This window comes from Flavobacterium sp., assembly GCF_040382755.1.
Lineage (GTDB): Bacteria > Bacteroidota > Bacteroidia > Flavobacteriales > Flavobacteriaceae > Flavobacterium.
The window spans coordinates 1-13,425 of sequence record NZ_JBEIET010000056.1; the positions used below are offsets into that span (position 1 = coordinate 1).

The following is a 13,425-nucleotide window of genomic DNA, read 5'->3' on the forward strand; positions in this document are numbered from 1 at the left end:
ACCACCACTACAAATTGCATCAGTAAAACTTTCAGTAATGCTTGGTCTAGGTGTTACCGTAATTGTATAATTATAAGTAATCCCTGCACAGGCAGAAGCATCGTTAGTTGCTGCTACAGCTGCATAGGTAATGGTTATTGGTGCATTAGTAGTATTTACTAATGTTTGAACAGGAATGGTATTGGTTCCAGAGGTGGTTACTCCAGTAATTCCAGTTGGTTGTGCAGCTGTCCAAGTAAAAGTTGCACCAGAAGTAGTACTACTTAAAGTTACTAAGGCAGTAGTATTTCCCGAACAAATGGTTTGATTAGTAGGCGAGAAGCTTACTGCAGGACTTGGGTTTACTGTGATTGTAAATGATTGTGTAGGTCCTGTACAAGCAGGCGTTCCATTTGAAAAAGAAGGGGTGACTGTAATTGTACCGATTATTGGACTTGCAGTATTATTAGTCACATTAAATGCATTAATATTTCCAGTACCTGAAAGCGCTAATCCAATTGCAGGGTTTGAATTGGTCCAACTATACGTTGTTGTTCCTCCAGTATTGTTGGTTGAGAAAGTTACTGCAGCAGTAGTTGTTCCATTACATAAAATTTGATTAGCAATTGTATTTACTTGTGCTGTTGGATTCACTGTTATGGTAAAACTTGTTGATAATCCAGAACACGTTATTCCATTGTTGGTATAACTCGGTGTAACTTGTATTGTTGCAACAATTGGACTTGTTCCTAAATTTATCGCAGCAAATGCATTTATATTCCCATTACCAGCTGCTCCTAAACCAATACTTGGTGTATCATTCGTCCATGAGTAAGAAGTACTTCCACTAGTATTAGATGTTGCAAAATTAATGGCTGCTAACGTTGTCCCATTACAAACCGTTTTATTTGTTACGGTTGTTACTTTTGCAGAAGGATTAACAATTATTGTATATGTTAATGGTGATCCACTACAAGTAATTGAATTTGTATATTGTGGTGTTACTGTTATCGATGCAGTTATAGGAGTTGTACCATTATTTATAGCTTGGAAAGATGGCATAGTATCTGTACCGCTTCCCATTAATCCAATTGAAGGGGCGTTGTTAACCCAATTAAATACAGTAGTTCCACCCGTAATATTGGTAGAGAAAGAAATTGCTGGTACTGTTTCACCATTACATACAATAATATTTGAAACATTGTTTACTTGACCTCTAGGATTGATTGTAATGGTAAATACTTTAGAAGGCCCTATACAACTTTTACCCCCATTTGAAAAAGTAGGAATAACTGTTATAGTGGCTACTATTGGACTTGAAGTATTGTTAACAGGTGTAAAAACAGGAATATTTCCTGATCCTGAAGCACTAAGGCCTATTCCTAAAGTGTCATTTGTCCATGTATACGATGTTGTTCCAATCGTATTTGAACTGGTAAATGGAATTGTAGTTGATGCTGCTCCTGCACAAAACACCACGTTATTTGGTTGGTTAACTTGCCCTGTGGGATTTACTGTAATCGTAATTGTTTTAGGCGTACCTGTACAACTTACACCTCCATTTTCAAAAGTAGGCGTAACTGTAATTGTAGTACTTATAGGAGCACTAGTATTATTAACTGCGGTAAAAACAGGTAGGTTCCCACTTCCTGGAGTCGTTAATCCTACAGCAGCATTACTACTAGTCCATGCATAGGTAGTAGTTCCACCAGTATTAGTAGTTGAAAAATTTGCTATTGTTACAGAATCGCCATTACATACGACTTGTCCTGGAATGGTATTAACTTGTCCTTTAGGATTGACAGTTATTGTAAAAGTAGTTGGTGTACCGGGACATGAAGTAGCTCCACTAGTATTAAATGGTGTTACTGTAATGGTTCCTGTGATGGGAGTAGTTGTTGTATTTGTTCCAATAAAACTAATTGCAGTTGTTCCTGTAGCTACAAGTCCGATTGATGGATTGCTATTCGTCCACGAGTAATTTGTTGCAGATGTTCCTGAAAAAGAAATGGGTCCAACACTTCCACCCTGACAAACAACAACATTCGAAATAGTATTTATAGTTGGAGTAGGAATTACCGAGATGGTTACGTTGTCTGATACTGAATTACATGGTCCTGGAGGGTCATTCGTAGTTAAAGTTAAAATAATAGTTCCGATAAATCCTGCTGGAGGCGAATAGGTACTCGTTAAACTTGTAGCATCGGAAAAAGTTCCTCCATTTGAAGACGTCCAGCTTCCTGACGAAGCAGCCCCACCAACTGTTCCATTTAATTGTAATGAACCGTTTTGACAAACTGGATTATATGTGCCGGCTTCCGCGGTTGCTTGTCCATTAACAACTACTGGAAATGAAATTGTTTTAGCAGGACAAGGTCCATCAGGATCAGCAGAAGTTAGTGTAAAAGTTATTGTTCCTGTATAATTAACTGGCGGTGTATAAGTTGGTGATAAAGTTGTTGCGTTAGGTAAAAATGTTCCTCCAGTTATCGAAGCTGTCCAAGTTCCTGTTGTAGCCCCACCAGTAATCGAACCTGTTAATGGAATACCAGTATTTAAACAAGTGGCTGTAGGTCCAGAAGCAGTAATTTGAACTGCTGGATTTACATTTATTACACTCGAAAACGTATTAAAACCGCATTCGTTTTCAAGTTTTAATGTGTAATTATATATTCCAGGGACTGCAAATGTAATTGTTGGATTAGCGGCATTAATATCAGAAATAGTAACTGCAGGATTACTTAAAAAATCCCACGTGTAAATAACCGCTTGCGTGGCATAACAATTAAAAACAGTTGGATTTAAGGTTAAAGTTGTGCCTTCACAAATAGTTTGAGAAGTTAGTGTAGTTCTTGGTTTGTCTTTAATCGTTATAATTTGTTCTTTTACGTCAGGTTGACATAATGTTCCGGCCACTGTATTTTGTAATGAAGTTGTTAACTTTATAGTATATATTCCAGCACTTGTAAAAGTAATTTCAGGTTCAAAAGAGGAAGCTGTTCCTGTACTAAAACTCCAACCAGAACTAGTAGCATTCGGACAATTTTGAGGATTGGTGTGAGTTACTTGCCAAGCATATACATTGGTATTGGCGCAACCAGGCAAACTTGATAAGTTATCTAAAGTTATTGTAGTGGGCGCACAACCTGATGTTGGACTTAGTGTAAAATCAGCAATAACTTCAGGGTTGACGCATATGGTTTTTGTTTGAGATGATATTCCACAACTATTTGATCCTGAAGTAAATAAAGTAATACTGTATGTTCCTGGAGTATTAAAAGTAATATTTAATGCATTCGATGCTGTGCTGGTCCAAATCGATGGGTTATTAGGTAAATTTGCATTAAAACCTAAATTTCCTACAACAGAAATAAATGAATTTGCGGGAAGAATTCCTGTTGCAGGAACCGTAAAAATTCCTGATGGACCAGTTATTTGCCAATATCTTTTATAAGTTTGTGAACAAGTAAAAGTTGGACTTGAACCAATATTTGTACCAGGAATTGTAGTGTCTGTAAAAATAACAGATGTATTTAAACAAATTTGACTACTAGCTGGATTTGCTGAAATATTTGCATTTGGTTTTGATTGAATATTTATAGGACCAATAGCACTTGAACTAGTACCACATGGATTTGAAACTGTAATTGAAGCTTGAAACGAATTAGGATAAACGGTGCCATTAATATTTGAACTTGTATTACAAGATACTGTATTAAAATTGTGAGTTACTGAAAATCCAGGCGTAATTACCTGAGCATGTGTAAATGTTTGTGCAGGAGTACTATCGTTTACTTGAAAGGTATAAATTGTTCCAAAAGTATTTTGAGCACCTGGTATAATTGAATATTGTACACTTCCAGGATTACATAATACAGGAACTCCATTATTTATAATTGAAGCTGTGGGATTGGCACCAATAAAAATATTATACGTTTTGGTATAACTACATCCAGATTGTAAAATTACTGTATATGTAATTTGAAAAATTCCGTTAGTAGCATAAACATGAAAATCATCAGTAATGTTAGCTGATGTAGTTGTAGAAATTGGCGAACCATCACCCCAATCAATAATATGTTGTGAGCTTGAATTTGTATTAGTTGAATTTGTAGAAAACAAAAATATTCCTCCAGTTGCTCCATCAGCGCAATAATTAAAATAATTAGTACTATTAAATGAAGTTACTGCCCAACCAACATTTGGTGTAACTGTAATTATAGGATTACTTGGAGTACCTGTAGTAACCAATACACTAACACTACTGCTGATACCATTAATAGTTAATGTACTAGTATATGTACCCAATGTATTATATATAATAGCAGGTGGACTTGCTAATGCAGAAGATGTAATATTTCCCCCAGGAAAAGACCAAGCATATGTTGGGTTGCTTCCCACACCTGTTGATGTGTTAGTATAGGTAACAGATTGTCCTTGACAGACTGTAACTGTACCATTAACAGCAGCTGGGTTAGTAGTAAAACTTGTAGCTAGTGTATTTTTTGAAACATAATTCAATTCAGAATTAACGGAATCTGCAAAAATTATATTTGAAAATAATCCACAAAATATTATTGCTAGTATTCCAATTTTTTGAATTATATAATTTTTTAAAAATATTAGATCTCTATAATATCCCCACATAATAGATTTTTTATTTTAACAAGTTGTTACTATTTTATGATAGCAAACTTTGATTCTTAATATATGAAATTTTATAACAACAGTTATATAATTCTTTACAAAAATACTATATTTTTTTGGAGAATTCATCATATTCATATTGTTATAAAACAACAAAAACTCTATTTTATTGTTATTTTAGATATAAACTATCAATACCCAATCAAACCAGGCTTTGTAAATTCGAAATTTTGTAAACCAAAATCGGAAGTGGAGAAGGCATTAGTTTTAAACATAGAATTGCCATCTGGAATATTTGGATAATACGATAGTGAAAATTGAAACGAGCTAAAAACAAGAAAGTCATTACTGATAATTAAGCCCACACTTATTTTCGAATATAGTTTGCTATTGCTAAAACCACTATTTTCTTGTCCCAACATTCCTCCGGTGTAACTCATGTAAGGATTTAGTCGAAAACCTAAAAAACGCCATGGCGAATACCCTTGTGATTGAAGGGTTATTAGTAGTTTTTTAGTACCTAAAAGGGTAGTGCTGCTAAATCCCTCAATGCCATTTCGGTCTTCGTTTAACGAAAGTCTATCGTAATTAGTATTCAAACGGTTGTTACCAATTATCATTTGAGGTTTTATAAAATGCCTGAATTTCCACTTTCCATATTCTTGTAAATTGGTAAAGTAAACCAGTTGTAAACTAGTGGCAGTTTGATTGGTTTTTCCCAAATCTAAGAAGGTGCCAAATTCTAAATTTCCACTTAAATAACCAAATTTATAGTATCTACCCAATGCCATTTTTCCACCAGCATAAAATTTGTATTCATTATATTTTTTTTGATATCCTGCAGTTAGACTGTAAACAAAACCTGATGCTACATCTTCCACCACGTTAAAATTGAAAATATATTTGTCTTGAGTAAATTTTCTTGAAGTAATTCCGAAACTTACTAAATATAGTTTTTCTACGTTATAAACATTTAAACTATCAGCATTTATAAATGGGGTGTCGCTATAATTTTTATTAAAATATCGGGCACTTGCAATAAAATTTGTAGTTCTATCATATTCGGATTTTCCTTTATTTATTTGAAAAGAACGTCCTGCCCAATAGTCTTGATAATTAAATTTCGAATTCTGAATTCTTTGTGTTTGATTTGCATCTAAAGCATTTACTTTGTTTAAATTTTGTCCAAACTGAATTCCACCTGCCCATCGCGTATAAGCAGAAAAGAATGGCCTTTCAATAGTTACAGATTTATCGTAATTTCTATCAAAATCCGTTTCATACTTCAAACGCGTACTAATGAATGAATTTTTTATAGTAGGCACAAAATAATTAAAGCTGTACCCAAATTCTTTACTTGTTAAACTTTTGGTGTACGAATTGGCAAGTTCGTGTCCTAAACCAAATATATTTCTTTCTCTAAGATAAAATTTTGTTTTGGTAGTTGTAGGCGATACATCGGGTGCCAAACTCCAAGAATCTAAAATGGTTAAATACACATCTACAGAATCTTGGGCAACTATTTTCATTTCAGATGCCACGCTTCGTGTAAAACGTTGACTTCTTATTAACCTTTCGGATTCTTTCATTAAAAGTGAATCTAACGGAACATTTTTCTTAATTAAAAGTAAATTTTTTATTGCTATTTGTTTCGTTTTAATATGCAATGCATTTCCTGCTTTTTCAGCAAAGTTTTTTGGACTTTTTAATGAATCTGTTTCTGAATAACCAAATGGATCTAAGGTTTTAATATGGATATTTCGAATAATTTTTCCTTCAAAAGCAGCATAATTTTTTGTATTTATTTTTTGAAAATTACTTTTTGTTACTTTTTCTGTTTCAACCGAATGAAAAATAAGTTTATGAATAAATTTTGTAAATTTTCTTTTTTTAGAATATTTTTCAATCGCGCGATAGCCTTTTGAAGTATCTTTTTGTATCTGATTTTCTTGTGCACAAACCAATTGATAACTTAAAAGTATCAAGAGGTATAGTGTTATTTTATATTTGAAAATCATATTAACATTGTTTTACAAAATTACTATTAAATTAAGTAACAAATCATATTTGTAATTAAAATTACTATCACATTAAATAGTAATAATATATAGATTTTTTTCCTTTGTAACATATATCACATTTCATTATTTTAGTTGTAGTATCTTTGTAAAAAAAATAATATATATGTTCGTATTTTTAAAAAATTTATTATCTTTTAAATGTCCGCGTTGTCACGAAGGAAAGATGTTTGTAAATAAATGGTATAGTTTTCCAAACGGAAATAAAATGGTTGAAAGATGTAGTGTTTGTGGCCAAAGAACGGAACTTGAACCTGGTTTTTTCCAAGGAACGGGTTATGTTAGTTACGGTTTAACGGTTGGTTTTTCATTAATTACATTCGCAATTTGGGTTTATGTAACAGGATATACACTTCAAAATAAAGAAATTTTTTGGTGGTTGCCAGTTAATATTTTCTTTTTAATTCTATTACAACCTTGGATTATGCGTTTATCAAGAATTATTTGGTTAACCGCTTTTTTTCATAGTGACGATGAATTTTTCGATTAAAAATAATCTTATGATAATTATCACAATTTTATTTAAAAATTACTACTAAATTTGTATCGTATTTAAATGAAAATGATTTCAATTTCCATTTGAAAAATTAATTAATATATGAAAATAGAACAAATTTATACAGGTTGTTTGGCGCAAGGTGCCTATTACATCACTTCAAATGGCGAAGCAGCTATAATCGATCCATTACGCGAAACAGCTCCTTATATGGATAGGTTATCTGCAGATAATGTAAAACTAAAGTATATTTTTGAAACCCATTTTCACGCTGATTTTGTTTCGGGACATTTAGACTTGAGTACGCAAACCGGTGCGAAAATTGTATACGGACCTACGGCAAAACCTGAATTTGATATCATTTCAGCTGAAGACAATCAAATATTTGAAGTTGGGAATATTAAAATAAAAGTGCTACACACACCTGGACATACCATGGAAAGTACGTGTTATTTATTGATAGATGAAAACGGAAAAGATACGGCATTATTTTCTGGTGATACTTTATTTATTGGTGATGTTGGTCGACCAGATTTAGCTCAAAAAGCAGCATCCATGACACAAGATCAATTGGCAGGGATTTTATTTCATTCATTGCGAGATAAAGTAATGACTTTAGCAGATGATGTTGTGGTATATCCAGCACATGGCGCGGGTTCTGCTTGTGGAAAAAACATGAGCAAAGAAACGGTTTCAACTGTAGGCGAACAAAAACAACAAAATTACGCACTACGTGCTAATATGACCGAAGCTGAATTTATTGCAGAAGTTACCAATGGTTTATTGCCTCCGCCAGCTTATTTTGGTATGAATGTAGCTATGAATAAAAAAGGAATTCCATCTTTTTCAACAGTTTTAAATAACGGAAAAAACGCAATTGATGTTGCCGACTTTGAGCAACTTGTTGATGAAAGTGGCGCTTTGATTTTAGATACAAGAAATGCTGCAGATTTTTCGAAAGGATTTGTGCCTCAATCTATAAATATTGGAATTAGTGGTGATTTTGCGCCTTGGGTAGGTGCTTTAATAGCTAATGTCAATCAACCCATTGTTTTAGTTACAGATTTTGGTAAAGAAGAAGAAACTGTTACCAGATTATCTCGAGTAGGTTTCGACGCCGTTTTAGGACATTTAAAAGGCGGATTTGATGCCTGGAAATCAGCTGGATTTGATGTGGATACTGTACATAGAATCACCGCAGCTCAATTTGAAAATGAAGTTAAAATTGGCGAAAGTAAAGTAGTAGATATTAGAAGAGAAAGTGAATACGAAGCTGAACATATTGAAGACGCTTACAGTAAACCTTTAGCTTATATTAATGATTGGGTGAAAGACATCAATCCAAACGAACATTTTTTTATGCATTGTGCTGGGGGATACCGCAGTATGATTGCGGCTTCTATATTACAAGCGCGTGGATATAGAAATTTTTCTGAAATTGAAGGTGGTTTTAATGCCATTGCGAAAACCAATATTCCTAAAACCGATTTTATGTGTGCCAGTAAGGTATTGAAGTAAGATTTTATATGAAATTATTTGCCTATATATTTTGTTTTTATTTAACCGCATTAATGGCTCTTCCATCTGTGAGAGTTTTAAAAATGCAGTGGAACGAATCTTGTATTTCTTCTTGTACTAAATCTGATTTTGATACTGACAAGAATTGCGAAAAAGGTAAAATTATTATGAGTTTAAATTTTACTCCGGTGAGTTATATTACAACTAAAATATATTCAGCTACCCCTCAAAATTTTATAATTACTTCAAAAAGAGAAAAGATATTTTATCATAAAAATTTACTATCTAACTATCAAAATACCATTTGGCAACCGCCTAAAATTATATCATAGTTACATACAAAACATCTATTTTACTGTTTTCACAATCTTGTTGTCAACAGTGTAACTATTAGTATAAAAAAAATGAAAAAATATATTTTCCTTGCAATCTTATTTTACAAAGTAGGATTTGCACAAAGTACATTTGAATATAATGTACAAATTACGCCTATTACAATATCTACTTTACCAGGATTACATTCGTATGCTTTTGCTCAACATAACGGAAAATGGTTAATTATTGGTGGAAGAAAAGATGGTGTTCACGCCAGACAACCATTTAATGCTTTTCCTAATTCACAAAATAACAATCTGATTTATGTAGTAGATATTGCTACACAACAATCGTGGTCTGTGTCATTAGAAACTTTATCTATAGGTTTAAAAGAGCAATTACAAGCCACAAATTTTAACTTTTATCAAGACGGAAATACATTGTATGTCATAGGTGGGTATGCGTATTCAACCTCACTTGATGATCACGTAACGTTTGATAAATTAACAAGTATTAATGTGCCCAATTTAATTGATTCGGTAATAAATGGTACGTCAATTGCAGGAAATTTTAAACAAATAGCCAATCCGATTTTTCAAAATACAGGAGGACAATTGGGTAAAATTGGAACTAATTTTTATTTAATTGGTGGTCAGATATTTACAGGAAGATATAATCCAATGAATAATCCAACTTTTACACAAACTTATATAAATAAAATACAAAAATTTAATATTGATAATTCAGGTTTACAATTAAGTTTTTCTAATTATTCTTTCGTAGAAGATGCGGTTCATTTGCATCGCCGCGATTATAATTTAGTACCTCAAGTTTTTCCAAATGGAGAGGAAGGCTACACGATTTCATCGGGTGTTTTTCAAATAAATGCTGATTTACCCTTTTTGTATCCAGTAGATATTAAGTCTAATGGATATTATCCTCAAACACAGTTTAATCAGTATTTGAGTAATTATCATAGTGCAAAAGTTGGATTATTTGATAGCGCCACAACTAAAATGCACAATTTGTTTTTTGGTGGAATTAGCCAGTATTATTATAACGGAACTACTTTGGTACAAGATAATAATGTGCCTTTTGTGAAAACTATAAGTAGAACTATGCGTGCAGCAAATGGTGAGTTGTCTGAGTATAAATTAGATATAGAGATGCCTAATTTTAAAGGCGCAGGAGCCGAGTTTATTCCAAATAAAACATTGCCTCACTATTCAAATGAAGTAATAAAACTGAATGATATTACCGCAAATGAATTTGTTATTGGTCATATTTTTGGTGGTATTGATAGTGGATCTCAAAATCCGTTTACAAATAATCAAACGAATACTACAAGTGCGAGTGCTACTATTTACGAAGTAAAATTAATTAAAAATTTGCCCTTGGGACAAATTAGTATTGAAGGCAAGAATGATTTTACTTTTGTTGTATCTCCTAATCCAGCTCAAGATGACATTGTAAAAATAGATTTCAACATACCTTATTTGGCAACATTAGATTATTTTGTAACGAATGTAAACGGGCAAATAGTAGATGATGGAGAAATTGATGGGTTACAAATAGGAAACAATTCAATGAATTTTAAATTATCAAATACCACTGAAAAAGTGCAGTTTCTAACCTTTATTTTGGATAATAAATTTTATTGCACAAAAAAACTCATTATCAAATAATAATAATTAATAACAATTTAAAAATTAAAAAAAAATGAAAAAATTAATTTTAGCAATGTCCGTAGCATTTTTATTTTCAATAGTATTAAATGCACAAGAACCAAAACAAAAGAAGAAAGTAAAAACAGAAAAATCATGTTCTGTAAATGGTAAAAAATGTTGTGGTGAATCAGATAAAAAAGAAGCATCATGTGATTCTAAAAAGAAAGAAAAGAAAGATTAACTTTTATCAATCTGTTTTTAAAGTGCATACAAACTTTTGTATGCACTTTTTTTTATTTAATTTTACCACATTAAATTATGTTAAATGAGTCACGGAAAATTAAGAGAAGATAGCACTTGCCAAAATTGTGGCGATTCTGTTTTGGTGCGTTTTTGCCCATCATGTGGACAAGAAAATACAGAAACTAAAAAATCATTTCATTATTTGTTTACTCATTTTTTAGAAGATTTAATTCACTATGATTCTAGTTTTTGGAAAGCACTTAAATATTTATTAATTCAGCCAGAAAAACTGTCATTAACTTATTTGTCAGGTAAAAGACAAGCCTTTATGGCGCCTGTTCGATTGTTTATTTTTATAAATATAATTTCGTTTATTATTTTTAATTCTTTTACTTTTAAAGAAATTGAAAATAAATACTTAAAAGGTACTCAATCTGAATTAATAATTGAAACCAAAAATAAGGAGTCAAAAAAGATTACAAAAAATTCTGCAAAACAAGAAGTTAATGCAAATTATTTAGATGAAAAATTTAATAAATTAGAGGAAAATTATACGCCTACACAAATTATGTTTCAGGCTTTGCATAAAGGCTTACAAAATTTACCTAAATGGTTGTTTTTAATAATGCCCTTTTTTGCATTTACGCTTTGGCTAACGCACAACAAGAAGAAATGGTGGTATTTTGATCATGGTATTTTTACGTTTCATTACTTCGCTTCTTTTTTGTTGATTTCTAGTTTAACTGCATTATTAAATCAAATTTTTGGATTATTTGGTTATGAAATCCGTGGTTACTTTGGAATATTTATATTTTTATTTTTAAATGTAATTTTCATAAAAGCGTATTTTCTTTTTTATAAAGAAAGTTTTATGAAAAGTATATTGAAATTATTTGTTATCTATTTTTTAAATACACTAATATTTGTTTCTACTTTTATTTTGTTTTTTCTTTACATCTTATTCACTATTTAATGAAAAAAGTTATACTTATCACTGGTGGTTCATCAGGAATTGGAAAAGCCATTGGCGAATTTTTATTAGATAAAGATTATATTGTGTATGGTACAAGTAGAAATACCGCTGCAATTTCTAATTCTAAAATTAATTTAATTGATTTAGATGTTCGCAATATGACTTCAATTGAAGCTTGTATTGAAAAAGTGTTACTTTTGGAAGGCAGAATTGATGTCTTAATAAATAACGCTGGCGTCGGAATTACAGGACCACTTGAAGAAATTCCCTTAGAAGAAATTAAAAATAATTTTGAAACCAATGTTTTTGGACCTATAGCTACCATAAAAGCGGTTTTACCACAAATGCGGCTTCAAAAAAGTGGTTTAATTATTAATATTACATCTATTGCAGGATATATGGGTCTACCTTTTAGAAGTGTCTATTCTTCTTCAAAAGGTGCTTTAGAATTAATAACCGAATCCTTACGAATGGAAACTAAATCCTTTGGAATCCATATTACCAATGTGGCTCCAGGTGATTTTGCTACCGATATTGCTTCCAGAAGATTTCATGCTCCTGTAAAACAAGGTTCTGCATACGAAACGGTATATCAAAATCAACTTAATATGATGAATGAGCATGTTTCTGGCGGAAGTAACCCTATTGAAATGGCTGTAGCAATTCACAAAATAATTGAAACCAAAAATCCAAAAATTCATTATAAAGTAGGTGCATTTATGCAAAAATTTTCTATTGTTTTGAAGCGAATTTTACCAGATAAAATGTACGAAAAAATCCTAATGAATCATTATAAATTATAAAATCAAAAAGTAGAATCTGTAAAAAGAAATAGAATATTCTATTTCAATTTCCTACTTTTGTACTCACAAACAACACACAACAAATTTAAATTTAAAAAACATGAAATTTTTTATTGACACAGCAAATTTAAAAGACATTGCAGAAGCACAAGCTTTAGGAATTCTTGATGGCGTAACTACAAATCCATCGTTAATGGCTAAAGAAGGTATCACAGGAAAAAACAATATCTTAAAACATTATTTAGATATTTGTAATCTTGTAGATGGCGATGTAAGTGCAGAAGTAAATGCTTTAGATTTTGAAGGAATGGTAAAAGAAGGTGAAGAATTAGCCGATTTACACGAACAAATCGTAGTAAAATTACCAATGACTAAAGAAGGAATTAAAGCGTGTAAATATTTTTCAGATAGAGGCATAAAAACCAATGTTACTTTAATATTTTCAGCGGGTCAAGCTTTATTGGCTGCTAAAGCTGGAGCAACTTATTGTTCTCCATTTTTAGGTCGTTTAGACGATATTTCAACAGATGGTTTAAATTTAATTGATGAAATTCGTCAAATTTATGACAACTATAGTTTTGAAACTCAAATTTTAGCGGCTTCTGTGCGTCACACTATGCATGTTGTTAATTGTGCTAAAATTGGTGCTGATGTAATGACAGGACCTTTATCTTCAATTACTGGATTATTAAAACACCCACTTACT

At 31.6% G+C, this 13,425-nt stretch carries 10 protein-coding genes; 8 read left to right on the forward strand and 2 right to left on the reverse strand.

What is annotated here, in order from left to right; translation table 11 throughout:
• A partial coding sequence (locus ABWO04_RS06685; RefSeq protein ID WP_353078472.1) for a beta strand repeat-containing protein occupies window positions 1-4,626 on the reverse strand: 4,626 nt, incomplete at its 3' end.
• A 191-nt stretch (window positions 4,627-4,817) separates the two neighbouring features.
• Complete coding sequence (locus ABWO04_RS06690; protein WP_353078474.1) at window positions 4,818-6,611, reverse strand: BamA/TamA family outer membrane protein; 1,794 nt, start codon at window positions 6,609-6,611, stop codon at window positions 4,818-4,820.
• 199 nt (window positions 6,612-6,810) lie between these two features.
• Between ABWO04_RS06690 and ABWO04_RS06695 the strand changes: the two genes are divergently transcribed.
• From ABWO04_RS06695 to fsa, 8 genes are all read left to right on the forward strand, one after another.
• A complete protein-coding gene (locus tag ABWO04_RS06695) occupies window positions 6,811-7,194 on the forward strand; it encodes a DUF983 domain-containing protein (RefSeq protein ID WP_353078476.1) in 384 nt (127 codons plus the stop codon).
• A 108-nt stretch (window positions 7,195-7,302) separates the two neighbouring features.
• The gene (locus tag ABWO04_RS06700) at window positions 7,303-8,718 is read left to right on the forward strand and encodes an MBL fold metallo-hydrolase (protein WP_353078478.1); all 1,416 of its coding nucleotides are present in this window, start codon (window positions 7,303-7,305) and stop codon (window positions 8,716-8,718) included.
• Window positions 8,719-8,801: 83 nt separating this feature from the next.
• The gene (locus ABWO04_RS06705) at window positions 8,802-9,050 is read left to right on the forward strand and encodes a hypothetical protein (protein WP_353078480.1); all 249 of its coding nucleotides are present in this window, start codon (window positions 8,802-8,804) and stop codon (window positions 9,048-9,050) included.
• Between the two features lie 72 nt (window positions 9,051-9,122).
• Window positions 9,123-10,718, forward strand: coding sequence for a T9SS type A sorting domain-containing protein (locus tag ABWO04_RS06710; protein ID WP_353078482.1), 1,596 nt, complete (start codon window positions 9,123-9,125; stop codon window positions 10,716-10,718).
• Between the two features lie 34 nt (window positions 10,719-10,752).
• On the forward strand, window positions 10,753-10,941 hold the full coding sequence (locus ABWO04_RS06715; protein ID WP_353078484.1) for a hypothetical protein: 189 nt from the start codon (window positions 10,753-10,755) through the stop codon (window positions 10,939-10,941).
• An 84-nt stretch (window positions 10,942-11,025) separates the two neighbouring features.
• Window positions 11,026-11,916, forward strand: a complete 891-nt coding sequence (locus ABWO04_RS06720) for a DUF3667 domain-containing protein (protein ID WP_353078486.1) — start codon at window positions 11,026-11,028, stop codon at window positions 11,914-11,916.
• On the forward strand, window positions 11,916-12,719 hold the full coding sequence (locus ABWO04_RS06725; protein WP_353078488.1) for an SDR family oxidoreductase: 804 nt from the start codon (window positions 11,916-11,918) through the stop codon (window positions 12,717-12,719). The genes ABWO04_RS06720 and ABWO04_RS06725 overlap by 1 nt, the downstream gene beginning before the upstream one ends.
• 100 nt (window positions 12,720-12,819) lie before the next feature.
• A partial coding sequence (fsa, locus tag ABWO04_RS06730; RefSeq protein ID WP_353078490.1) for a fructose-6-phosphate aldolase occupies window positions 12,820-13,425 on the forward strand: 606 nt, incomplete at its 3' end.

What these genes read in the sequence shown, in the direction of transcription:
- ABWO04_RS06695 (WP_353078476.1), top strand. Translation starts at nt 6,811, where the DNA reads ATGTTCGTATTTTTAAAAAATTTATTATCTTTTAAATGTCCGCGTTGT.
- ABWO04_RS06700 (WP_353078478.1), top strand. Translation starts at nt 7,303, where the DNA reads ATGAAAATAGAACAAATTTATACAGGTTGTTTGGCGCAAGGTGCCTAT.
- ABWO04_RS06705 (WP_353078480.1), top strand. Translation starts at nt 8,802, where the DNA reads ATGCAGTGGAACGAATCTTGTATTTCTTCTTGTACTAAATCTGATTTT.
- ABWO04_RS06710 (WP_353078482.1), top strand. Translation starts at nt 9,123, where the DNA reads ATGAAAAAATATATTTTCCTTGCAATCTTATTTTACAAAGTAGGATTT.
- ABWO04_RS06715 (WP_353078484.1), top strand. Translation starts at nt 10,753, where the DNA reads ATGAAAAAATTAATTTTAGCAATGTCCGTAGCATTTTTATTTTCAATA.
- ABWO04_RS06720 (WP_353078486.1), top strand. Translation starts at nt 11,026, where the DNA reads ATGAGTCACGGAAAATTAAGAGAAGATAGCACTTGCCAAAATTGTGGC.
- ABWO04_RS06725 (WP_353078488.1), top strand. Translation starts at nt 11,916, where the DNA reads ATGAAAAAAGTTATACTTATCACTGGTGGTTCATCAGGAATTGGAAAA.